Origin of the sequence: Pseudomonas sp. GM60 (assembly GCF_000282415.1) — a bacterium.
GTDB classification, from domain to species: Bacteria; Pseudomonadota; Gammaproteobacteria; order Pseudomonadales; family Pseudomonadaceae; genus Aquipseudomonas; species Aquipseudomonas migulae.
Map to the genome: position 1 here is coordinate 1 of NZ_AKJI01000006.1, position 23,438 is coordinate 23,438.

Annotated in this window: 20 protein-coding genes; 8 read left to right on the top strand and 12 right to left on the bottom strand. The window is 60.6% G+C overall.

Features of this window, described 5'->3' with window-relative positions:
• The first annotated feature begins 65 nt into the window (after nucleotides 1-65).
• The 4 genes from pqqC to PMI32_RS27905 are packed head-to-tail and all read left to right on the top strand — an operon-like array spanning nucleotide 66 to nucleotide 4,029.
• Nucleotides 66-818 carry a pyrroloquinoline-quinone synthase PqqC gene (pqqC, locus tag PMI32_RS27920; RefSeq protein WP_008024191.1) on the top strand — a complete coding sequence of 251 codons (753 nt, stop codon included), beginning with the start codon at nucleotides 66-68 and terminating at the stop codon, nucleotides 816-818.
• The gene (gene pqqD, locus PMI32_RS27915) at nucleotides 815-1,090 is read left to right on the top strand and encodes a pyrroloquinoline quinone biosynthesis peptide chaperone PqqD (protein WP_008024193.1); all 276 of its coding nucleotides are present in this window, start codon (nucleotides 815-817) and stop codon (nucleotides 1,088-1,090) included. The genes pqqC and pqqD overlap by 4 nt, the downstream gene beginning before the upstream one ends.
• On the top strand, nucleotides 1,062-2,237 hold the full coding sequence (gene pqqE / locus PMI32_RS27910) for a pyrroloquinoline quinone biosynthesis protein PqqE (RefSeq protein ID WP_008024195.1): 1,176 nt from the start codon (nucleotides 1,062-1,064) through the stop codon (nucleotides 2,235-2,237). The genes pqqD and pqqE overlap by 29 nt, the downstream gene beginning before the upstream one ends.
• Nucleotides 2,203-4,029 carry a S9 family peptidase gene (locus PMI32_RS27905; RefSeq protein ID WP_008024197.1) on the top strand — a complete coding sequence of 609 codons (1,827 nt, stop codon included), beginning with the start codon at nucleotides 2,203-2,205 and terminating at the stop codon, nucleotides 4,027-4,029. Before pqqE ends, PMI32_RS27905 begins: the two co-directional genes overlap by 35 nt.
• Before the next feature lie 112 nt (nucleotides 4,030-4,141).
• On the opposite strand, the gene PMI32_RS29430 is transcribed toward PMI32_RS27905, so the two are convergent.
• Complete coding sequence (locus tag PMI32_RS29430) at nucleotides 4,142-4,300, bottom strand: YqaE/Pmp3 family membrane protein (RefSeq protein ID WP_007904205.1); 159 nt, start codon at nucleotides 4,298-4,300, stop codon at nucleotides 4,142-4,144.
• A gap of 207 nt (nucleotides 4,301-4,507) precedes the next feature.
• Nucleotides 4,508-5,791 carry an aspartate aminotransferase family protein gene (locus PMI32_RS27895; RefSeq protein WP_008024199.1) on the bottom strand — a complete coding sequence of 428 codons (1,284 nt, stop codon included), beginning with the start codon at nucleotides 5,789-5,791 and terminating at the stop codon, nucleotides 4,508-4,510.
• Nucleotides 5,792-5,960: 169 nt separating this feature from the next.
• On the opposite strand from PMI32_RS27895, the gene PMI32_RS27890 reads away from it, so the two are divergent.
• Nucleotides 5,961-6,881, top strand: a complete 921-nt coding sequence (locus PMI32_RS27890; protein ID WP_008024202.1) for a LysR family transcriptional regulator — start codon at nucleotides 5,961-5,963, stop codon at nucleotides 6,879-6,881.
• Nucleotides 6,882-7,108: 227 nt separating this feature from the next.
• On the opposite strand, the gene PMI32_RS27885 is transcribed toward PMI32_RS27890, so the two are convergent.
• The 10 genes from PMI32_RS27885 to bioB form a co-directional block, all read right to left on the bottom strand.
• Nucleotides 7,109-8,887, bottom strand: a complete 1,779-nt coding sequence (locus PMI32_RS27885; RefSeq protein WP_008024204.1) for an acyl-CoA dehydrogenase C-terminal domain-containing protein — start codon at nucleotides 8,885-8,887, stop codon at nucleotides 7,109-7,111.
• 275 nt (nucleotides 8,888-9,162) lie between these two features.
• Nucleotides 9,163-10,959: an acyl-CoA dehydrogenase C-terminal domain-containing protein gene (locus tag PMI32_RS27880; RefSeq protein WP_008024207.1), complete on the bottom strand. Its 1,797-nt coding sequence runs from the start codon at nucleotides 10,957-10,959 to the stop codon at nucleotides 9,163-9,165.
• A 90-nt stretch (nucleotides 10,960-11,049) separates the two neighbouring features.
• Nucleotides 11,050-12,336 carry a GGDEF domain-containing protein gene (locus PMI32_RS27875; protein WP_008024209.1) on the bottom strand — a complete coding sequence of 429 codons (1,287 nt, stop codon included), beginning with the start codon at nucleotides 12,334-12,336 and terminating at the stop codon, nucleotides 11,050-11,052.
• A gap of 274 nt (nucleotides 12,337-12,610) precedes the next feature.
• A complete protein-coding gene (locus PMI32_RS27870; RefSeq protein WP_008024212.1) occupies nucleotides 12,611-14,416 on the bottom strand; it encodes a phenylacyl-CoA dehydrogenase in 1,806 nt (601 codons plus the stop codon).
• A 278-nt stretch (nucleotides 14,417-14,694) separates the two neighbouring features.
• Nucleotides 14,695-14,991: a hypothetical protein gene (locus PMI32_RS27865; RefSeq protein ID WP_008024213.1), complete on the bottom strand. Its 297-nt coding sequence runs from the start codon at nucleotides 14,989-14,991 to the stop codon at nucleotides 14,695-14,697.
• Nucleotides 14,992-15,111: 120 nt separating this feature from the next.
• Nucleotides 15,112-15,792: a dethiobiotin synthase gene (gene bioD, locus PMI32_RS27860; RefSeq protein ID WP_008024215.1), complete on the bottom strand. Its 681-nt coding sequence runs from the start codon at nucleotides 15,790-15,792 to the stop codon at nucleotides 15,112-15,114.
• Nucleotides 15,789-16,601, bottom strand: a complete 813-nt coding sequence (gene bioC, locus PMI32_RS27855) for a malonyl-ACP O-methyltransferase BioC (RefSeq protein ID WP_008024217.1) — start codon at nucleotides 16,599-16,601, stop codon at nucleotides 15,789-15,791. Before bioC ends, bioD begins: the two co-directional genes overlap by 4 nt.
• Nucleotides 16,594-17,325: an alpha/beta fold hydrolase gene (locus PMI32_RS27850; RefSeq protein ID WP_008024218.1), complete on the bottom strand. Its 732-nt coding sequence runs from the start codon at nucleotides 17,323-17,325 to the stop codon at nucleotides 16,594-16,596. The genes bioC and PMI32_RS27850 overlap by 8 nt, the downstream gene beginning before the upstream one ends.
• On the bottom strand, nucleotides 17,318-18,496 hold the full coding sequence (bioF, locus tag PMI32_RS27845; RefSeq protein ID WP_008024221.1) for an 8-amino-7-oxononanoate synthase: 1,179 nt from the start codon (nucleotides 18,494-18,496) through the stop codon (nucleotides 17,318-17,320). Before bioF ends, PMI32_RS27850 begins: the two co-directional genes overlap by 8 nt.
• A gap of 171 nt (nucleotides 18,497-18,667) precedes the next feature.
• A complete protein-coding gene (bioB, locus tag PMI32_RS27840; RefSeq protein ID WP_008024223.1) occupies nucleotides 18,668-19,723 on the bottom strand; it encodes a biotin synthase BioB in 1,056 nt (351 codons plus the stop codon).
• Between the two features lie 92 nt (nucleotides 19,724-19,815).
• Here bioB and PMI32_RS27835 point away from each other — a divergent pair, with 92 nt between their 5' ends.
• From PMI32_RS27835 to PMI32_RS27825, 3 genes are all read left to right on the top strand, one after another.
• A complete protein-coding gene (locus tag PMI32_RS27835; protein WP_008024225.1) occupies nucleotides 19,816-20,556 on the top strand; it encodes a ComFC family protein in 741 nt (246 codons plus the stop codon).
• 178 nt (nucleotides 20,557-20,734) lie between these two features.
• A complete protein-coding gene (locus PMI32_RS27830) occupies nucleotides 20,735-21,499 on the top strand; it encodes a TOBE domain-containing protein (protein WP_008024226.1) in 765 nt (254 codons plus the stop codon).
• 58 nt (nucleotides 21,500-21,557) lie between these two features.
• A partial coding sequence (locus PMI32_RS27825) for a PhoX family protein (protein ID WP_008024228.1) occupies nucleotides 21,558-23,438 on the top strand: 1,881 nt, incomplete at its 3' end.

A 23,438-nucleotide genomic window follows, 5' to 3' on the forward strand; every position in this document is an offset into this window, starting at 1 on the left:
GCTTGCCCGCGAAGGCGTCCGAACAGACACAACAGAATCCACCGGTTATTCCCCCGGAGACCGAAATGACTGACACCCCACTGTCCCCCGCCGAATTCGAAGTCGCCCTGCGCGCCAAGGGCGCCTATTACCATATCCATCACCCCTATCACGTGGCGATGTACGAAGGCCGGGCGACCCGCGAGCAGATCCAGGGCTGGGTCGCCAACCGCTTCTACTATCAGGTGAACATCCCCCTGAAAGACGCCGCGATTCTGGCCAACTGCCCGGACCGGGAAATCCGTCGCGAGTGGATTCAACGCCTGCTCGACCATGACGGCGCCCCCGGCGAAGACGGCGGCATCGAAGCGTGGCTGCGTCTGGGACAGGCCGTCGGCCTCGACCCGGACCAACTGCGCTCGCAGGAACTGGTGTTGCCCGGCGTGCGTTTCGCCGTGGACGCCTACGTCAACTTCGCCCGCCGGGCCAGTTGGCAGGAAGCCGCCAGCAGCTCTTTGACCGAGCTGTTCGCGCCGCAGATCCACCAGTCGCGCCTCGACAGCTGGCCGCAGCATTACCCGTGGATCGACCCGGCCGGTTACGAATATTTCCGCACCCGTCTGGGCCAGGCGCGCCGCGATGTGGAACACGGTCTGGCGATCACCCTGCAGCACTACACGACGCGGGAAGGCCAGGAGCGCATGCTGGAAATTCTCCAGTTCAAACTGGACATTCTTTGGAGCATGCTCGATGCCATGAGCATGGCCTACGAACTGAAACGCCCGCCGTATCACAGCGTGACCGAGCAACGGGTCTGGCACAAAGGAATCACCTTATGAGTTTTGATCGCAGCAAGACCCCAACCTGGCGTCCAGGCTATCGGTTCCAGTACGAACCGGCGCAGAAAGGCCATGTGCTGCTGTACCCGGAAGGCATGATCAAACTGAATGAAAGCGCCGCGCTGATCGGCGGTTTGATCGACGGCGAACGTGACGTCGCAGCGATCATCGCCGAACTGGACGCGCAGTTCCCTGGCGTGCCAGAGCTCGGTGATGACATCGAGCAATTCATGGAGGTCGCCCGTGCTCAGCACTGGATCGAACTTGCCTGATTCCGTGTCGGACAAGTTACCGCCCAAACCGGAAATCGGCCTGCCGCTGTGGCTGCTGGCCGAACTGACCTACCGCTGCCCGCTGCAATGCCCGTACTGCTCCAATCCACTGGATTTCGCCGAGCAAGGCAAAGAGCTGAGCACCGAGCAGTGGATCAAGGTGTTCCGCGAAGCACGGGAAATGGGCGCGGCGCAGCTGGGCTTTTCCGGCGGTGAACCGCTGGTGCGCCAGGACCTCGCCGAACTGATTGCCGAGGCGCGCAAGTTGGGTTTCTACACCAACCTGATCACCTCCGGCATCGGCCTCACCGAGCAGAAAATCAGCGACTTCAAGAAGGCCGGCCTGGACCATATCCAGATCAGCTTCCAGGCCAGCGACGAGCAGGTGAACAACTTGCTGGCTGGCTCGAAAAAAGCCTTCGCGCAAAAGCTGGAAATGGCTCGCGCAGTGAAAGCACACGGTTATCCGATGGTGCTGAATTTCGTCACCCATCGGCACAACATCGACAAGATCGACCGGATCATCGAGCTGTGCATCGCCCTTGAGGCGGACTTCGTCGAACTAGCCACGTGCCAGTTCTACGGCTGGGCGCAGCTCAATCGGGTCGGACTGCTGCCGACCAAGGAACAACTGGTCCGGGCCGAACGCATCACCAACGAATACCGCGCAAAACTGGAAGCCGAAGGGCATCCGTGCAAGCTGATTTTCGTCACGCCGGACTATTACGAAGAACGCCCGAAAGCCTGCATGAACGGTTGGGGCAGTATTTTTCTGACAGTAACCCCGGACGGAACCGCGCTGCCGTGTCACGGCGCCCGACAGATGCCGGTGCAGTTTCCTAACGTGCGCGACCACAGCATGCAGCACATCTGGTACGACTCGTTTGGCTTCAACCGCTTTCGCGGTTACGACTGGATGCCCGAGCCCTGCCGCTCGTGCGACGAGAAAGAAAAGGACTTCGGTGGCTGCCGCTGCCAGGCCTTCATGCTCACCGGTGACGCCAGCAACGCCGACCCGGTGTGCAGCAAGTCGGAACATCACGGCGTGATTCTCAAGGCCCGCGAAGAAGCCGAGCACGCGACCCAGACCATCGAACAACTGGCCTTTCGCAATGAACGAAACTCACGACTCATCGCAAAAAGCTGAACCCTTCAGCGCCGCCAAAGCGGTCGCTGCCGGTGTCGACTTTGCCGAACTGCAGGTTGGCCAGTATGGCCTGTTCTGGAATGAGTACCGTCCCGAGGACGCCGCTTGTCGAATCTGGCATTGGCGTGATGGCCAGGCGCATTGCCTGACGCCAATGGGTTTCAGCGTGCGCAGTCGGGTGTACGAATATGGCGGCGGAGCGTTCTGTCTGACAGATGACGGGTTGGTTTTCGTCAACGAGGCAGATCAGCAGCTGTATCGACAATCGCTCAAAGGCGAAACGCCCGAAGCACTGACGTTCGGTGAATGCCGCTACGGCGATCTGCAATTTGCCAATGGGCAAGTGTTGGCCGTTGAAGAGCATCGGGATCGGCATCGTCTGGTGGCCATCGATCTGGCGGACAGCACGCGGCATCTGTTGGCCGAGGGTGCTGACTTTTATGCCGCGCCGACACTCAGCCCCGATGCTCGACGGTTGGCCTGGATCGAATGGAGCCGTCCGGACCAGCCATGGACCGCGACGCGCCTGATGGTTGCCGAGCGCCAGAGCGATGGCCGTTACGCTCAAGCGCGCTGCCTGGCGGGTGAAGATATTCAAGAGTCGTTGCAACAACCGCGATTCGATGACCGTGGCCGGCTGTTGTGCCTGACGGATCGCGGCGGTTACTGGCAGCCGTGGGCGGAGTCTTCCGATGCGTTGCGCCCGTTGCCCAGCACTGCGGCGGATCATGGACCTGCGCCCTGGCAGTTGGGTGGCTGCACTTGGCTGCCCTTGGGTGAAAACAGCTATCTGGCCAGTTGGACCGAAGGCGGATTCGGCCGACTGGGCATTGGCGGTGACGCTATAGAAGATTTCACCGGGGACTACAGCCGATTCCGACATCTCGCACTGGATGAACAATTCATCTACTGCATCGCCGCTTCGCCGGTCAGTTCATCAGCCGTGATCGCCATCGACCGCAAGACCCGAGCCGTCAGGGTATTGGCCGGTGGAATCGCGCCGCTGCCCGCCGATCAGATCAGCATCGCGCAAACCCTGCGCTACCCGAGCGGTTCGGGCGAGGCTCACGGTTTTTTCTACCCGGCGATGACCGGCGAAGCGAAACCGCCGCTGGTGGTATTCATCCACGGCGGCCCGACATCGGCGTGCTACCCGATGCTTGATCCGCGCATCCAGTACTGGGCACAACGCGGCTTCGCCGTGGCCGACCTCAACTACCGTGGCAGCAGCGGCTATGGCCGGGCCTATCGCCAGGCGCTGCATTTGAGTTGGGGTGAAGTGGATGTGGAAGATGCCTGCGCGGTCGTCGCCCATCTCGCCGAGCGCGGATTGATCGATGGCGACCAGGCGTTTATTCGCGGTGGCAGCGCCGGCGGCTACACCACGCTGTGTGCATTGGCGTTCAGGAAGGTCTTTCGCGCCGGCGCCAGCCTTTACGGCGTTAGCGATCCCGTTGCCCTGGGCCGCGCAACCCACAAGTTCGAAGGCGATTACCTGGATTGGCTGATTGGCGATCCTGAGCTGGACGCCGAGCGCTACGCTGCACGCACGCCCCTGCTGCATGCGAGTAACATCAGCGTGCCGGTGATTTTCTTTCAGGGCGAACTGGACGCTGTGGTCGTGCCGCAACAGACCCGCGATATGGCCGAGGCGCTGCAGCAAAACGGCATTCTGGTACAGGCGCATTATTACGCGGACGAACGTCACGGCTTCCGCAAGGCCGGCAATCAGGCCCATGCGCTGGAGCAGGAGTGGTTGTTTTATCGACGGGTGATGGCGCTCGAAAGCTGAAACCGCGTCGCGCCCTTCGCGGGCAAGCCACGCTCCCACAGGATCTGCAGCGCGCACAAACTCTGTGGGAGCTGGCTTGCCAGCGAATGCGATCTATCTTGCGCTGCGAACCTTAGCGCTTGGCGATGATGTACACCGCATGCACGATCCCCGGAATATAACCGCACAACGTCAGTAGAATATTCAGCCAGAACGCGCCAGCGAAACCGACTTGCAGAAACACACCCAGTGGCGGCAACAGAATGGCGATGATGATGCGAATGAAGTCCATGGGGCAGCTCCTGAATTGAAGTGGGCTCACGTGAGCCACACAACCAATCGACCTGCGCCGTTCGTCAGGGTTCAGTTCGAGTCTTGGCCCACTGTCGTTGCCCGAATGAGTTCGCAGACAAAAAAACGCCCCACGTCAAAAGAATCAAACGTGGGGCGATGCGTTATACCGCGAGACGGTTCGGGAATTCGTGTAGGGCGGTTCTGATCAGACGACAATCCCTTTGCGGCATTGCAGTTGTGCGGTGCGCACGCGGGAAAACGCGCGGGCCAGGCGCAGGAGCATTTCGTCGATGTTGGATTTGCTGACCGTAAGCGCTGGGGTGAGTCGCAGGCAATCGGCTTGCGGGGCGTCGAGCAGCAAGCCTTCGTACAGCGCTGCTTTGACTACGGCGTCAGCCGAATCGTCGGACAGGGTCAGCCCCCAGAGCAATCCCTGACCGCGCAGTTCGCCGTGTCCATAGCGATGAGCCAGACGTGCCAGGCCTTCGCCCAAGTGCTGGCCGGTTTCCCTGACATGCTCGAGAAAGCCCTTGTCCTGCACGCTATCGAGCACAGCCAGGCCTGCAGCGGTCATCAGCGCGTTGCCATGGTGAGTGCCCGTCAGCTCGCCGACGTCGAAGCAGCAGGCTTTGCCACGCGCCAGCAGCGCCGCCAAGGGCACACCACCGCCCAGGCCTTTGCCGAGGACGACGATATCGGCTCGCACACCGTAGGACTGTTCCGCGAGTAAGGTGCCGAGTCGCCCAAGACCGGTTTGCACTTCGTCGAAGATCAACAGGATGCCAAGCTCACGGCACAGGCGTTCGACACCCTTGAGGTAATCCTCGGTGGCGGGAATGACCCCGGCTTCGTTCTGGATCGGCTCAAGCATGATTGCCACGGTCCGGGCATCAACGGCGGCGTGCAGAGCGGCCAGATCATTGAACGGTACGTGGCTGAAGCCTGGAAGTTGCGGCTCGAAGCGGTTGGTCAGCCTGGAACTGTCCGACGCCGGGATCGTCCCGAGACTACGTCCATGGCAACCGTTGTTGGCCACGATGATCCGCGACGCACCGCCGCGATGTTGCTGGCCCCACTTGCGCGCCAGTTTGATCGCCGCTTCACAGGCTTCACTGCCACTGTTGAGCAGGTATGCCTGGTCACTGCCAGTGCTGACGCAGAGCCGCTCGGCAAGGTTGAGCATGCCGCGGTTGTGCAGGCCAAAACCGGGGTTGATCAGCGATTGAGCTTGCGCCGTGATCGCGTTGACCAGTACCGAAGGGCTATGTCCGAGGCTATTGGCCCCGCCACCCTGGGAAAAATCCAGATAGGCGCGGTCTTCGCTGTCCCACAACCATGAGCCCTGACCGCGCACAAAAATCTGTTTCGGCCGCTCGACACTGGGCATCAGGCACTCACTGGAAAGATTGTCACTTCTGTACGACAGGAAAGTGTCCACGCTCAGGTCATCAAGGCTGGGAGCGTAGCGCCGTAAATTGAACAAATTCATCCGAAAACACCTCGTTTGAGGTGTTTTGCCTTACCTATGTAAACACCTTCGGCGTAAACGGTAGTCATCGCGTTCTATGGCCCTGTAAGCCCTGTGAATGCGGTTAGACTAGGCTCAGGCAGGACCTTGAGCCATTTCGATTTCCCAGCATTTTCAATAAGTAAAACTTATGGATTTTAAACAACTGCGTTATTTCGTCGCGGTCTACGAAGAGGGCCATGTGGGCCGGGCCGCCGAGCGGCTTTCAATCTCTCAACCGGCACTCTCCCAACAGATTCGCCAGCTCGAACAACACCTCGATGTGAGCCTGTTCGAACGCAGCAGTAAACGCTTGCTGCCGACCCTGGCCGCGCACACGCTGTACAACCACGCCCTGCCCTTGCTCGACGGCCTGCAACGGGCGCGTGAAGCATTGGGCAACTTCAAGGGACAAGCGCTGCGCACCCTGGCCATTGGCGTGCTGCAAACCGTCCACACCAGCCTGGTGCCGCAGATGCTCGAACGCGTGCGCAAGGCGCAGCCGCACCTGGTGGTGCAGATCTATGAACTGACGGGACTGGAAATCGAACGACGGCTGCTCAACGGTTCGCTGGACATCGGCATCAGTTACCTGCCGCCCCGTCAGCCGGGGCTACACGGCGTGATGCTGTACGAAGATGAGCTGACACTGGTCATCCCGGCGGATCATCCGCTGCGCGAATTCAAGAAAGTCTCCATGAGTCAGGCCGCCGAGTTGCCGATGTTGCTGCTGGGCGAAGAGTTTCAGGTGCGACAGATCTGGCAGACGCAACTGGCCAGCCTGGGACGACGCCCGCAAGTGCAGGCCGAACTGAACAACATGGCGGGGATTCTCGACAGCCTGCCGCACACCCGGTTAGCGACTGTCCTGCCCGGCCGCTCGCAGAAGATGCTGGGCAATGACGAACTGCTCTGGAAGCCGCTGACCGAGCCACGGGTGCCATTGAAAGTCGGGTTGGTGTGTCGCGATGTGCAACGGCAACAAGCGTCATTGGCGTTGTTGCGGACCTTGCTTGAAGAAGTGATGAATGGCCCGAATGAAGTCCCGACAACCCTGGACGGGATGAGCTGACTACTTTTCTGCGGGCAAAAGAAAACCCCGCCGAAGCGGGGCTTTGCAGACTGTTTCCCTGACATCCATTTCACTCCGCCGTCCTGGCAGAATCCTACGTGTCCGTGTTGTTGCTTTGCGCTTCCTGCGCGACGTCCATGTGAAGTAGATTAGCCGTGGATCCAATTTGCATCTATGGGAGAAAAGCAGCACGTCATGTAAGAGAATGCTTACATGACGTTACATTGTCAGAACTGCGCCGCGTCCAGCAGGAACAGCGACTCGCTACCGGCCTTCACCGACGCACTCAACGAGTGAATACGCGGCAGCAGGCGTGCGAAATAGAACCGCGCCGTGCCCAATTTGCTTGCGTAGAAATCGTCCTGCGCTTCTTTACCGAAGGCGGCCTTGGCCATCAGTGCCCACATGTAGGCGTAAGCCACGTAACCGAAAGTTTGCAGGTATTCGACCGAAGCCGCGCCGATTTCATTCGGGTTGTTTTTCGCCCGATCCAGCAACCACGCCGTCAGTTCGTCGAGAGTGGTCACGGCATCGTTCAGCGGCTTGGTGAACTCGTCCAGCTCAGCGCTGGCCGTCGCGGTGAAGTGACGAATCTCGTCGGCGAACAGGTTGTAGAACGCCCCGCCGCTGCCAACGATCTTGCGCCCGACAAGGTCCAGCGCCTGGATGCCGTTGGTGCCTTCGTAGATCTGAGTGATGCGCACGTCGCGAACCAGTTGTTCCTGGCCCCACTCACGGATGTAACCGTGGCCGCCGAAAACCTGCTGGCCGTGAACGGTGGTTTCCAGACCGAGGTCAGTCAGGAATGCCTTGGCTACCGGGGTCAGCAGCGCTACCAGGTCTTCCGCGCGTTTGCGGGTGGTCGCATCTTCGCTGAACTTGGCGGTGTCCAGTTGCATCGCCACGTAAGTCGAGAAAGCACGGCCGCCTTCGTTCGAGGCTTTCATGGTCAGCAGCATACGACGCACGTCCGGGTGGACGATGATCGGGTCGGCCACTTTGTCCTTGTTCTGCGCGCCGGTCGGCGAACGGCTTTGCAGGCGGTCGCGGGCGTATTCAACGGCGTTCTGGTAAGAGCGTTCGCCAGAGGCCAGACCCTGGATACCGACGCCCAGACGCTCGTAGTTCATCATGGTGAACATCGCCGCCAGGCCTTTGTTCGGCTCGCCGACCAGGTAACCCACGGCTTCGTCGAAGTTCATCACGCAAGTCGCGGAGGCCTGAATACCCATCTTGTGTTCGATCGAACCGCAGGTCGCCGGGTTACGTGCCCCCAGGCTGCCATCGGCATTGACCATGAACTTCGGCACCAGGAACAGCGAAATGCCTTTCGGCCCCGCCGGTGCATCCGGCAGTTTGGCGAGTACCAGGTGAATGATGTTCTCGGTCAGGTCGTGTTCGCCGCCGGTGATGAAAATCTTGGTGCCGCTGACTTTGTAGGAACCGTCCGCCTGAGGCTCAGCCTTGGTGCGGATGATGCCCAGGTCTGTACCGGCGTGCGGCTCGGTCAGGCACATGGAACCGGCCCAGACGCCGGCGTACATGTTCGGCAGGTAAGCGGCTTTCAGCTCGTCGCTGGCGTGGGCGTTGATCGACAGGCAGGCACCGGCGGTCAGCATTGGGTACAAGCCGAACGACAGGCTCGCGGAGTTGACCATTTCTTCGACCTGGGCCGAAACCGCCTTGGGCATACCCATGCCGCCGTAGGTCGGATCGCCACCGACGCCGACCCAACCGCCTTCAGCATAAGTCTGATAAGCCTGTGGGAAACCTGCCGGCGTGGTGACAGCACCGTCCGCCCAATGGCAACCTTCTTCGTCAGCCGCACGGCTCAGGGGCGCGATGCTTTTGCTGGTGACCTTGCCGGCCTCTTCAAGAATGGCTTCAACGGTTTCTGCGTCGACGGTATCGGCCAGTGCAGGCAACTCGGCCCAGAGCTTGGCGACCTCGAATACTTCATTGAGGACGAAGCGCATATCGCGCAGGGGCGCTTTGTAGTCAGCCATGGCAAACCTCGCAGGATCTTTACAGGTGATTCGTAGGAAGAGTGTTTTCGTTGGGTCCGAGTGTAACCCAACAACTTTTGCGACACATAGGGTCAGGCTGTGACCGTTTTGTAATTTTTGGTCATTGCGTTTTTGTGTCTGCCAGAGCGCCTTCGCGGGCAAGCCTCGCTCCTACAGGTTTTATGTCGTGCACACCATGCGTGCACAACGAAGGACCTGTAGGAGCGAGCGATACGGCGATCCGACTTGCCCGCGAAGCTTTTCAAACGCAACCGTTACACCGAGAACAACTCCGCTGGCAGTTGCATCAAGCAATCGCTACCCGCTTCGATAGCCGCGCGATGTGCGGCGGTGCGTGGCAGCAATCGCTTGAAGTAAAACTCGTTGGTCGCCAGTTTGCCCCGGCAGAAATCGGCATCGCCGCTGCCCGCATCCAGCTGTGCCTGAGCTACCAGCGCCATGCGCAGCCACAAGTAACCGAGGATGATGTAACCGCTGTACATCAGGTAATCCACCGACGCGGCGCCCACTTCGTCCGGATTCTTCATCGCGGCCATGCCCACCTGAGTGGTCAGTTCGCCCCACTGCTGGTTCAACCCGTTGAGTTGCGCCACGTAGCTGGCGAGTTGCGGGTGATCGGCGTTCGCCGCGCAGAACTTGTGAACGATTTTGGTAAAGCCGCGTAGCAATTTGCCCTGGCTGCCGAGCACTTTGCGCCCGAGCAAATCCAGCGCCTGAATGCCGTTGGTGCCTTCGTAGATCGGTGCAATCCGGCAATCGCGAACCAACTGCTCCATGCCCCACTCACGAATGAAGCCGTGGCCGCCGAACACCTGCATGCCGTGGTTGGTCACTTCCAGCCCGGTGTCGGTCATGAAGGCCTTACAGATCGGCGTCAGGAACGCCAACAGGTCTTCGGCGTCCTGCCGCGCGGTTTCATCCGGGCTCAGGTGCGCAGCATCCAGGAGTTGCGCGGTGAAGTAGGTCAGCGCGCGATTGCCTTCGTTGAAGGCCTTCATGGTCAGCAACATTCGACGCACATCAGGATGAACGATGATCGGGTCGGCGGCTTTTTCCGGTGCTTTCGGGCCGGTCAGCGAGCGCATCTGCAAACGATCATTGGCGTACTTGATCGCGCCCTGAAAACTCGCTTCCCCCAAACACAAACCCTGCATCCCAGTGCCGAGACGCGCATGGTTCATCATGGTGAACATGCAGTTCAGGCCCTTGTTCGGCTCACCGATCAGAAAGCCCTTGGCCTCGTCGAAGTTCAGCACGCAGGTGGCCGAGGCCTTGATACCCATTTTGTGCTCGATCGAGCCGCAGGAAACGCCGTTGCGCGCCCCCGCCTCACCTTCGGCATCGGGTAGGAACTTAGGAACGATGAACAGCGAAATGCCCTTGGTGCCCGCAGGCGCATCCGGCAGTTTCGCCAGCACCAGGTGAATGATGTTGTCGCTCATGTCGTGTTCGCCGGCAGAGATGAAAATCTTGCTGCCGGAGATCGCGTAACTGCCATCGGCTGCCGGCACGGCGCGGGTCTTGATAATGCCCAGGTCTGTGCCGCAATGGGCTTCGGTCAGGCACATGGTGCCGGTCCATTGGCCTGCGGTGAGTTTGCTCAGGTAGGTGTTTTTCTGTTCTTCGGTGCCATGGGCGTGGATCGCCGACATCGCGCCGTGCGTCAGGCCCGGGTACATGCCCCAGGAAGTGTTGCTGGACCCGACCATCTCGCTGATGACCAGCCCCAGGGAGCTCGGCAAGCCCTGGCCGCCATAAGCGGGATCGGCCGCCAGACCATGCCAGCCACCTTCGACGTATTGTGCGAAGGCTTGCTTGAAGCCTGTAGGCGTTGTCACCACGCCGTTGTCGAAATGGCAGCCCTCTTCGTCGCCGCTACGATTGAGCGGTGCGAGCACGTTCTCGCAGAACTTCGCGCCTTCTTCGAGGATCGCATTGACCATGTCCGGGCTGGCATCCGTGGCGCCCAGTGCGGCGTAGTTGCTGTGAAAGTCGAAGACGTGGTCGATCAGAAAGCGCATGTCGCGCAGGGGAGCTTTGTACTCGGGCATGGTCATTTCTCCGGCAGCAGATTGATCAAACCTACTGCCGCCGACCACGCCTCACAATCACAGTCCAGACGCTGAATGCGCCATCATCACTCAACCCGCAGCCGCCTCGCGTACCGCACCACGACGGTTCTGACCGTAAGCCACCACGCAGTTTCGCCCGGCACCTTTTGCAGCGTAGAGCGCCTCATCGGCAGACTTGAGCACTTTTTCCGGGTTGCGTTGTTCCACGCGTTCGGCGACGCCGATGCTGACGGTGACCGACACACTCGAAGCCCCTGAGCCGGAACGACGTTGACGACCTTGCTGGTCATCCTGAGGACGGTTGTCCTGGTTACGCAGTTGAATGTTGTAGGTGGCGATGGATTCGCGGATGACTTCCAGGTGCGGCATGCACTCTTCAAGCGTCTTGCCCGCGAACACCAGCGCAAATTCCTCACCGCCGTAGCGATACGCCCTGCCGCCGCCGCCGATTTTCGACAGTTTGCTGGCTACCAGCCGCAGCACCTGATCGCCGACGTCGTGGCCGTGGGTGTCGTTGAATTTCTTGAAGTGGTCGACGTCGCTCATGGCCAGCACGTAATTGCGCCCCAGGCGCTGCATGCGTTCGTTCAACGCGCGGCGGCCAGGCAAACCGGTGAGCTCATCGCGGAAGGCCATTTGATAGGCTTCATGGGCAACCGCCGCGGCAATCATCAACATCACCTGGCTGCACATGATGTTCAGGGTGAACGGCAGGATGAACGTCTTCGGCAACGCCCAGAACAACCCGAGCAGACCCACCAGTTGGGCGGCGTGCAAAGGCCTGGGGTTGCGCCAGTATTGCCAGCTCAGCAGCAGGAACGAAGCGATAAACACGGGGTAGGACAGCTGAATCAGGCTCATCCACGCGCCATGCAGGGCTGGCCAGCGGATTTCCGACAGCCACATCAACAGCGCCTGTGGGTAACTTTGCTCCAGGCCCAACGCCACGCTGCCGACGGCCAGCAACACCGCGAAACGCGCGATCATGTCCTGGAACAGATGGGTGCGTTCCTGCCACGCGGCGAATATGCCAAACATCAGCGGCAGCAACAGACAGCACAGGTGAAAGACCACGGCGGCGTCTTCACGCACTCTGCCGTTGTCGCGGTAATAGTCGGTCTGGGTGTCGAGCAGGTAGTAGGCGATGTACACCGTGACCATCAGAAACAGTTCACGCTGACGTCGGTAAACCGCGCAATAAGCACCGCCGAGCAACAGCACCAACGTAGGCAGCACGTTGAACAGCGAAGTGAAGAAGACGTTCAGGTCCTTGACGTACGCAGCCGCCAGCCCCGCAAGCAAAAGCAGAAGTGAGGGTAGGAAATGACTGAAACGTACAGCGGAAGAACGCGGCAAGGGTAAAGCTCCGACCCGTCATGTCTATAGATGGCATTGTGCCCACTACTTTAACGGCAGTGACCCTGATTTTCTGAGTGATTTGCTAAGGTTTTTTTGACGCCGCATTACTGACTACTATCCGGCCAACCAGCAATGCACGGTCCCCCCATCAAAGGTCGTTACAAAAGACGGGGAAACTGCCGCCAACCATGGTTTTTTCACCAAAGTCGAGTTGAAAAAAAACCGCCACTCCCGAAGGAGCAGCGGTTTTTTCAGAAGGCTGCGTTAAGGCTTAGTAGCCCAGTGCGAAGTCTTCTTCTTTCATGTCCATCAGGTTGTTGGCGCCCGACAGCATGGTTGCAACGTGAGTGCGGGTACGCGGCAGGATGCGCTGGAAGTAGAAGCGCGCAGTCTGCAGCTTGGCGGTGTAGAACGCCGTTTCGGTGGTGCCGGCTGCCAGTTTCTCGGCCGCCAGGCGTGCCATGTCAGCCCAGAAGTAGGCCAGGCAGGCGTAACCGGAGTACATCAGGTAGTCCACGGAGGCCGCGCCGACTTCTTCGCGGTCTTTCATGGCTGCCATACCGACCTTCATGGTCAGCTCGCCCCATTCTTTGTTGATTGCAGCCAGCGGTGCGACGAATTCCTGAACGGCTTCGTTGCCTTCGTTGGTCTGGCAGAACTTGTGGACGATCTTGGTGAAGCCTTTCAGGGCCTCGCCTTGAGTCATCAACACTTTGCGGCCCAGCAGGTCGAGTGCCTGGATGCCGGTGGTGCCTTCGTACAGCATCGAAATGCGGCTGTCGCGAACGTTCTGCTCCATGCCCCACTCGGCGATGAAGCCGTGGCCGCCGTAGATTTGCACGCCGTGGTTGGCGGATTCGAAACCGACTTCGGTCATGAAGGCTTTGGCGATTGGCGTCATGAACGCCAGCAGTGCGTCGGCTTTCTTCTTCTCTTCTTCGTCCACGCCGTACTTGACGATGTCGACTTGCTTGGCAGTGAAGTAAACCATTGCGCGGTTGCCTTCGGCGAACGCTTTCATGGTCAACAACATGCGACGGACGTCAGGGTGCACGATGATCGGGTCGGCGGCTTTTTCCGGCGCTTTCGGGCCAGTCAGGGAGCGCATTTGCAGACGATCGCGAGCGTATTTCAGGCCGCCCTGGAAACCGATTTCGGCGTGGGCCAGGCCTTGCAGCGCGGTACCCAGACGTGCGGTGTTCATGAAGGTGAACATGCAGTTCAGGCCTTTGTTCGCCGGACCGATCAGGAAACCGGTGGCCGCGTCGAAGTTCATCACGCAGGTGGCGTTGCCGTGGATGCCCATTTTGTGTTCCAGGGAACCACAGGACACGGCGTTGCGCGCACCGATCGAACCGTCTTCGTTCGGCATGAATTTCGGAACGATGAACAGCGAGATACCTTTGGTGCCAGCCGGTGCATCCGGCAGGCGAGCCAGCACGATGTGGACGATGTTGTCGGCCATGTCGTGTTCACCGGCCGAGATGAAGATCTTGGTGCCGGAGACTTTGTAGGAACCGTCGGCCTGAGGTTCGGCCTTGGTGCGCAGCATGCCCAGGTCGGTGCCGCAGTGCGGTTCGGTCAGGCACATGGTGCCGGTCCATTCGCCGGAGACCAGTTTGGTCAGGTAGGCGTGTTGCTGCTCAGGCGTGCCGTGCTCGGAAATGGTGTTCATCGCGCCGTGCGACAGGCCCGGGTACATGCCCCACGACCAGTTGGCCTCGCCAACCATTTCGCTGACTGCCAGACCCAGAGACTCCGGCAGGCCCTGGCCGCCGTGCTCTACGTCGTGGGCCAGGCTTGGCCAGCCGCCTTCAACGAATTGCTTGTAGGCTTCTTTGAAGCCGGTCGGGGTTTTAACGCCGGACTCGCTCCAGGTGCAGCCTTCGGTGTCACCCACGCGGTTCAGCGGAGCCAGTACCTGCTCACAAAACTTGGCGCCTTCTTCGAGAATGGCGTCAACCATGTCCGGAGTTGCGTCCGAGCAAGCCGGAAGGCTCTGATAGTGCGCTTCGTAGCCGAGCAGTTCGTCACGAACGAAGCGAATATCACGCAAGGGGGCCTTGTAGTCAGGCATAGCGATAAACCTCTGCTGATGTAACCGGGAATGAACGACCGCGTTGATTTGTTGTGACGGTCAAACAGTTGTTTGAAACATACGTTTACGCCCAAATCTTGTCAAGCGCCGATCTTTTGCCGTTCGTCTTCACTCCCCGCGCAAAGCTGCACACGCGACAACGCAACGCCGTTGACTGAGCAACACGTCCTGCAGAAAAGTTTAGTTGGGAGAGAAGGACTTACACACAAAAACGCCGCGAAGGGTCGCGGCGTTGGCAGAGCGGTTTCAGCAGATGATCAAGCGAATGTGTCGATCAGCGTACCGAGCATTTCATCGGAAGCTTTGGCAACTTTGACACCGGCCTCGACCTGAAACTTGCCCTGAGCCATCTCGACCATGTTGCTGGCGAGGTCCGACTGCTGGCTGCGATCAACCGAGCGCAGGCGATTGACCTGAGCATCGGAGGACTGGCTGGTCACCGAACGCTCGACCGAATTGTTGGCAATCTGGCCGGAGGCTTGATCGACACGGTTCTGCCCCGTCTGAATAGTGCTCAGACCAGCATAAAAAGCGGTACTTCCTGAGATTTCCATGGGGGAACTCGTCCTACAAAGGATCAACAGCGGCCATTGAACCAGACCCGCCTGCAAAAGGCCCGACAAAAACACTAATGGCACAGTGCCTTGTCATAGGTAAAACCAGTGCTTGAAATCTCAGTCCAGCAAATCCAGCTGAAGGTGTTCCGCCACCGCCTCTGCCGTCACCACCTTGAGTTTCGGTACGCGCCCCAGGCACGGTGCCGGGATCCGCTCGGCCAGCGTGGCCAGGTTTTCTTCAAGGCGCGCGGTCTTGGCATCGATGATGTTGGCCACCCAACCCGCCAGTTGCAAACCGTCCCGGGCAATCGCCTCGGCCGTCAGCAGCGCATGGTTGATGCAGCCCAGCCGTACGCCGACCACCAGAATCACCGGCAGGTCCAGAGCCATGGCCAGGTCCGACAGGTTGTCCTGATCCGCCAGCGGCACGCGCCAACCACCAGCGCCTTCGATGAGGGTGAAATCTGCCTGCATCTCCAGAATCTGCTGCATTGGCGTCAGCAACGATTGCACCGTCAACGCCACGCCGGCCTCGCGCGCCGCCAGATGCGGAGCGATGGCCGGTTCGAAGGCCACCGGGTTGACTTGTGCATACGTCAGCGGCACTGAACATTCCGCCAGCAGAGCCAACGCATCGGCGTTGCGCAAGCCCTTGGGCGTCACGTCGCAACCGGAGGCCACCGGTTTTCCCGCCGCCGTACTCAGGCCGGCCAACCTCGCGGCATGCAGCAAACCCGCAGCCACGGTGGTTTTGCCAACATCTGTGTCAGTCCCGGTGATGAAATACGCTGCGCTCATAAGGGTTTCTCCAAAACGGCGTACACCACTTGATAAGTCGCCGGCAGGCCTTGGGCCTGACGAAACTGCTCATACGCCTCGACCAGGCCGAGGATCCGCGCCCTGCCGGTCAAACCACCCGGCCGACCGGGGTTCAGATTGTGCGCGCCCAGCGCCTTGAGTTCATGAGTCAGGCTGCGCACATCCGGGTAATGCAGCACGTGAGGACGGGTTTGCAGACTCGCGACCTTCAAACCGCTGGCCGCACACAGGTGTTGATAAACCCCGAACTCGCGGAAGCGGTTGACGTGCACCATGCCATCCACCTGACGCCAACTGTCTCGCAGCTCAAACAGTGTGCCCACGCACAGACTAGCAAACGCAAACATTCCCCCGGGTTTCAGCACACGATGGGCCTCACTGAGCACCGACGCAAAGTCCGCGCACCACTGCACCGCCAGGCTGGAGAAAATCAAATCACAGGTCGAATCCTGCAATGGCAACCGCTCCGCATCCCCGGCGATGAAGTGCATGGCCCCGCCCAATGGACGCGCGTGATTGAGCATGCCTTCGGCGATGTCCAGCGCCACGCCGTGACCGCCAGGAAAACGCTCACCCAGCACACGACTGAAATGCCCGGTGCCACAGCCCAGGTCCAGCCAGCGACCGGGCACGAAATCGCCCGGCAAACGGCTCAACAACTGGCTGCCGACGTCACGCTGCAATTCGGCCACGCTGTCGTAGCTGGCCGCCGCGCGGGAAAAGGACGCCGCCACCTGGCGTTTGTCCGGCAGGCCGCCGGGCAGGCTGGGAAGGGATAAATCAGTCATCACCGGACTCATGCAAAAAGGCCTGGATCGCCCCCGCCACACCGTGAGGGTCTTCCAGAAGAAACGCGTGGCTGGCCTGTTCAATCAGACCGATTTCGACATCCGGCAGTAACGCCAGCAAATCCCCCGCCGCTTCGGCCGGAACCAGTCCGTCGAGGCCGGCGAACAGGTGCAACTGCGGGCCGCGAAAGGCCTGCAACGCCTGGCGGGTATCCAGTTGTGCCAGCAACTCCAGGCAGCTCATCAACACCGCAGCAGAGGCGTTTGGCGCACCACCGAGCAGCAACCGCGACAACCCGCGTGGGTCTTCGGCGCCTTGTGCGCACAGCAGCGAAAAGCGTTTCAAGGTCATGCGCGGATCGGCATTGCAGCCTGCCAGAAACGCATCAAACGTCTCGCCGGGCATCGCGCTCGGCCACTGTTCATGGGCAACAAAAGAAGGATTGCTCGCCAGGGTCAGCAAGCCGCAGCAACGATCACCGCGTCGCGCCGCCAACTCGGAGGCAAGCATGCCGCCGAGCGACCAGCCGCCAAGCCATGCATCCTGAGGTACGGCCGAGTCGAGTTCGTCGAGCCACTCTTCAAGGTCGCTGGACTCCAGATCCGGCAACGGCTCGATCTCGACGCGCAGGTGTTCGTCCAGCCCCTGCAACGCAGCCGCCAAGGGTTCCAGCGGAGAAATCCCGAGGCCCCAGCCGGGCAGCAGAATCAGGCGATTACGCATGGCTTGGCTCCGGTCCCAGTTGTTGAAAACAATCGGCCAGTCCATTTAACAATAGCTGCACCTGCGCCTCGCTGTGCGCGGCGGTCAGGGTTACCCGCAGACGAGCGCTGCCGGCGGGCACGGTCGGCGGACGAATCGCCGTGACCATCAAGCCGCGTTCGCGCAGCATCTGCGACAGTCGCACCGCACGCCCGGCGTCGCCGATCATGATCGGTTGAATGGGCGTGAAGCTGTCCATCAATTCCAGGCCGATCTGCTCGGCGCCGTGGCGGAACTGACGGATCAGCGTTTTCAGATGCTCACGCCGCCAGTGTTCGCTGCGCAGCAATTCCAGGCTTTTCAGCGTCGCGCAGGCCAGGGCCGGCGGTTGGCTGGTGGTGTAAATGTAGGGACGGGCGAACTGGATCAGACTCTCGATCAGCTCTTCGCTGCCGGCGACGAACGCGCCCGCCGTCCCGAACGCCTTGCCGAGGGTGCCGACCAGCACGGGCACGTCTTCCTGGCTCAGGCCGAAATGCTCGACGATCCCGCCGCCATTGGCACCCAGCGGACCAAAACCGTGCGCGTCATCCACCATCAGCCACGCACCTTTGGCCTTGGCTTCTCGGGCCAATGCCGGCAGGTCAGCGATATCGCCGTCCATGCTGAACACACCGTCGGTGACCACCAGCGTATTGCCGGTGGCTTTCTCGAGACGATTGGCCAGGCTCGCTGCATTGTTATGCAGATAACGATTGAAACGCGCGCCGGACAACAAACCGGCATCGAGCAACGAGGCGTGATTGAGGCGGTCTTCGAGCACCGTATCGCCCTGCCCGACCAACGCGGTGACCGCACCGAGGTTGGCCATGTAGCCGGTGGTGAACAGCAACGCGCGCGGGCGGCCGGTCAAGTCAGCCAGCGCTTCTTCCAGCTCGTGATGTGGCGTGCTGTGGCCGATGACCAGATGCGAAGCGCCGCCGCCGACGCCCCATCGAGAAGCCCCGGCGCGCCAGGCCTCGATCACTTGCGGATGATTGGCCAGGCCCAGGTAATCGTTGTTACAGAACGCCAGCAACGGCCGGCCATCGACCACCACTTCCGGGCCCTGGGGGCTTTCGAGCAAGGGGCGTTGGCGATAGAGATTTTCGGCACGACGGGCAGCAAGGCGTGCGGCGAGATCGAAAGACATGCAGGCCTCGGAAGTCAGATTACGTAATCAAATATCGACACAACCCTTGTGGGAGCGGGCTTGCCCGCGATGACGGCGTCACATTCAACATAGATGTCGACTGATAAGCCGCTATCGCGGGCAAGCCCGCTCCCACAGGGTTTGCATTCCAATCCATGAAATCTGCGTTGGTTAGACGGCGGCGTTGTAGAACTGCTCGCTGCTCTTCTGCTCCACCAGCGCCTGCTCGATGGCGGCCTGATGCACTTCGTCAGCGTGCTCTTCGCGCGCTTCCGGCAGGATGCCCAGTCGCGAGAACAGTTGCATGTCCTTGTCGGCCTGTGGGTTGGCGGTGGTCAGCAGTTTGTCGCCGTAGAAAATCGAGTTCGCGCCGGCAAAGAACGCCAGAGCCTGCATCTGTTCATTCATCGCTTCACGGCCGGCGGACAGGCGCACGTGGGACTTCGGCATCAGGATGCGCGCTACGGCGAGCATGCGGATGAAGTCGAACGGATCGATGTCTTCGGCGTTTTCCAGCGGCGTACCGGCGACTTTCACCAGCATGTTGATCGGCACCGATTCCGGATGCTCCGGCAGGTTGGCCAGCTGGATCAGCAGGTTGGCGCGGTCATCAAGGGACTCGCCCATGCCGAGGATGCCGCCGGAGCAGATCTTCATCCCCGAATCACGCACGTAGGCCAGGGTTTGCAGGCGCTCGCTGTAGGTGCGGGTGGTGATGATGCTGGTGTAGAAATCCGGCGAAGTGTCGAGGTTGTGGTTGTAGTAATCGAGGCCAGCCTTGGCCAGCGCTTCGGTCTGCTCCTGGTCCAGACGACCGAGGGTCATGCAGGTTTCCAGGCCCATGGCCTTCACGCCTTCGACCATCTTCAGCACGTAAGGCATGTCTTTGGCCGACGGGTGTTTCCACGCCGCGCCCATGCAGAAACGGGTCGAACCGATGGCCTTGGCGCGAGCGGCCTCTTCGAGGACCTTCTGCACTTCCATCAGTTTTTCTTTTTCCAGGCCGGTGTTGTAGTGACCGGACTGCGGACAATATTTGCAATCTTCCGGGCAGGCGCCGGTCTTGATCGAGAGCAACGTGGAAACCTGGACGCGGTTGGCGTCGAAATGCGCGCGGTGCACGGTCTGCGCCTGAAACAGCAGGTCATTGAATGGCTGAACGAAGAGTGCTTTGACTTCGGCCAAAGACCAGTCATGACGCAGGGTTGCAGAGGTGCTGGCGCTCATGGGCGTTTCCTTTGTTTTATGCTGGGCAAGCGGTCGGGGGACGGAATACCCACAGACGCGACACGGATGTTCGGCATATTTAAGGAAGAGCGATGCGCTGTCAACCACGATACGAAGGACCGGTTTACATCTGGTTAAAAAACAACCAAACCTGTTTGCTCTGCGACGAGACGGCCGAAGAAGCCACGCCGATCTGCATGGCTTGCGAAACCGAGCTGCCCTGGCTCGGCGATCACTGCCAGACCTGCGCCCTGCCATTACCTGCGGCGGGCCTGACGTGCGGCCAGTGCTTGCAGCAACCGCCGCCTTTCGAGCAAGTCATTGCCCCGTGGACCTATGGTTTTCCGGTCGACAGCTTGATCACCCGATTCAAGCACAGCGCGAAGTGGCCGTATGGTCGCCTGCTCGCCGAACTTCTTGCTCAATCCCTGCAACATCGCTTCGATGAAGGGTTGGAACGGCCAGATGCGTTGGTCCCCGTTCCGCTCGCCGCTAAACGTCTGCGCCAACGGGGCTTCAACCAGGCTGCGATGCTGGCCCGCTGGTTGAGCGCCAGCCTGGATATCCCCTGTGACGAACAACTGCTCAAGCGGATTCAGGACACCAGCGCGCAACAGGAGCTGAAGGCTGATGCACGCAGGAAGAACCTGCGTAACGCCTTCGCCCTGATGCCCGGAGCGCTGATCAAGGGCCGTCACCTGGCGCTGGTTGACGACGTACTGACCACCGGCGCCACGGCCCAGGCATTGGCTCGTCTATTAATGGATGCCGGTGCCGAGCGAGTCGACGTCTACTGCCTGGCCCGAACACCCAAACCCGGCGACACAGCCTGACTGTAGGAGCGAGCTTGCTCGCGATGGACGTTAACGATAATGCGCGCTTTCTGAATGAACGCGTCGTTCTCAAGTCCATCGCGAGCAAGCTCGCTCCTACAGGAATCGTGGCTGACTTGACTCCCGGGCTTCCAGCCGCCAACGTCCTCACCATCATCACCCGCCAAAGCGTCTCGCCATGTCCTTGCCTACGTTGTTGTCCCAGCACATTGTCCGTCGCCCGCAGCGCATCGCCTTGCTGCAACACATCGCCGAACAGGGCTCGATCACTCGCGCCGCGAAAAGCGCGGGCCTGAGTTACAAAGCTGCATGGGATGCCATCGACGAGCTGAACAACCTCGCGCAGAAACCGCTGGTGGAGCGCAGCGTCGGCGGCAAGGGCGGCGGTGGCGCCAAGCTGTCCAGCGAAGGCGAACGCGTATTGCGTTTGTATCAAAAGCTGCAAACGTTGCAGGCGCAGGTGTTGGAGGCCGCCGAAGACGCCAGCGACCTCAACCTCCTCGGCCGTCTGATGCTCAGAACCAGCGCGCGCAATCAACTGCACGGCAAAGTCGTGGAAATCGAAGCTCAGGGACGCAACGACCTGATCCGCCTGGAACTGGCTGAAGGCTTGATCCTCGTGGCGCAGATCACTCACGACAGCACCCTGCGCCTGGAGCTGCAAACCGGCACCGAAGTCGTCGCCTTGATCAAGGCCGGCTGGCTCGACCTGTTGGGTATCGATGACGAGGCAACGCCCGGACACAATTGCCTGGCCGGCACCCTTGAAGAAATCCTCGACGCCGAAGACGGCCCGAGTGAAGTGCGCATCGGCCTGCCCAATGGCCAGACGCTGTGCGCGCTGGCCGAACCGCTGCACTTGCGAACCCACGGTCTGGCCACCGGCAAAGCGCTGCGGGTGCAATTTTCCCCCTCCAATGTGCTGCTCGGTACACCGCTCTGAAACACAAGCGTCATTAACGCGCTTTAAGGTGACTGCAAAAACCAGCAGGGAGCCTGATGTGAGCCTATTAGAAGACAACCAATCCACCGACCTCGAGCAAATGGTCGGCCTCAGCCGTCGTGGTTTCATCAGCGCGGGCGCCCTGTGCGGTGCCGCGATGTTCCTCGGCGGCAACCTGCTGAGCCGCAGCGTACTCGCGGCCAGTGTCAGCGCAGGCACCAGCAAACTGTTGGGTTTCGACAGCATTCCCGCCGCCACCAGCGACGCAATCACCCTGCCACCGGGCTACAAGTCTTCGGTGCTGATCAGCTGGGGCCAGCCGCTGCAAAAGAACGGTCCGGCATTCGATCCAAGCGGCAACGGCAGCGCCGAGCAACAGGAAGTCCAGTTCGGCGACAACAACGACGGCATGAGCCTGTTCGAATTTCCGGGCGAGAAAGACCGGGCGCTGATGGCGATCAACAACGAATACACCAACTACCGCTACCTCTACCCGCACGGCGGCATGCCGCAATCGGCCGAAGAAGTGCGCAAGGCGCTGGCCTGCGAAGGCGTGTCGGTGATCGAGGTGCAGCGCAAGAACGGCCAATGGCAATTCGTTCAGGGCTCGCGCTACAACCGCCGCATTCACGGCAACGCACCGATCAGCCTCAGCGGCCCGGCTGCCGGCCACGCGCTGGTGAAAACCAGCGCCGACCCGCACGGCAAGAACGTGCTCGGCACCTTCCAGAACTGCGCCAACGGCAAGACGCCGTGGGGCACCTACCTGACCTGTGAAGAGAACTTCACCGATTGCTTCGGCAGCAGCAATGCCGAGCAGAAATTCGACCCGGCGCAAAAACGCTACGGTGCGGTGGCGACCAGTAAAGAGATCAACTGGCATCAACACGACGAGCGCTTTGACCTGGCGAAGAACCCCAACGAACTCAACCGTCATGGCTGGGTGGTGGAAATCGACCCGTTCGATCCGACATCGACACCGGTCAAGCGCACCGCGCTGGGCCGCTTCAAACATGAAAACGCGGCCCTGGCCGAAACCCATGACGGCCACGCCGTGGTGTACATGGGCGACGACGAACGCGGCGAGTTCATCTACAAGTTCGTCAGCCGCGACAAGATCAACCACAAGAACCCGAAAGCCAACCGCGACCTGCTGGACCACGGCACCTTGTACGTGGCGCGTTTCGACGCGGGCGACGGCAATGCCGATCACCCGAAAGGCCAGGGCGAGTGGATCGAGCTGACCCACGGCAAAAACGGCATCGACGCCAGCAGCGGTTTTGCCGATCAGGCCGAGGTGCTGATTCATGCACGACTCGCCGCCACGGTGGTGAAAGCCACACGCATGGACCGTCCTGAATGGATCGTCGTCAGCCCCAAGGATGGCCAGGTTTATTGCACGCTGACCAACAACGCCAAGCGCGGTGAAGACGGTCAACCGGTGGGCGGGCCGAACCCGCGCGAGAAGAACGTCTACGGGCAGATTCTGCGCTGGCGCACCGACCGTGATGATCACGGCTCGAAAAGCTTTGCCTGGGATCTGTTTGTGGTCGCCGGCAACCCGGGTGTCCACGCCGGCACGCCGAAGGGCGGTTCGTCGAACATCACGCCGCAGAACATGTTCAACAGCCCGGACGGCCTGGGTTTCGACAAGGCCGGACGCTTGTGGATCCTGACCGATGGCGATTCGAGCAACGCCGGTGATTTTGCCGGCATGGGCAACAACCAGATGCTCTGTGCCGACCCGGTGACCGGTGAGATCCGTCGCTTCATGGTCGGGCCGGTGGGTTGCGAGGTGACGGGGATCAGCTTCTCTCCGGACCAGAAGACGCTGTTTGTCGGGATTCAGCATCCGGGGGAAAACGGTGGCTCGACGTTCCCTGAGCACTTGCCGAACGGCAAGCCGCGGTCGTCGGTGATGGCGATTTCCCGCGAAGAC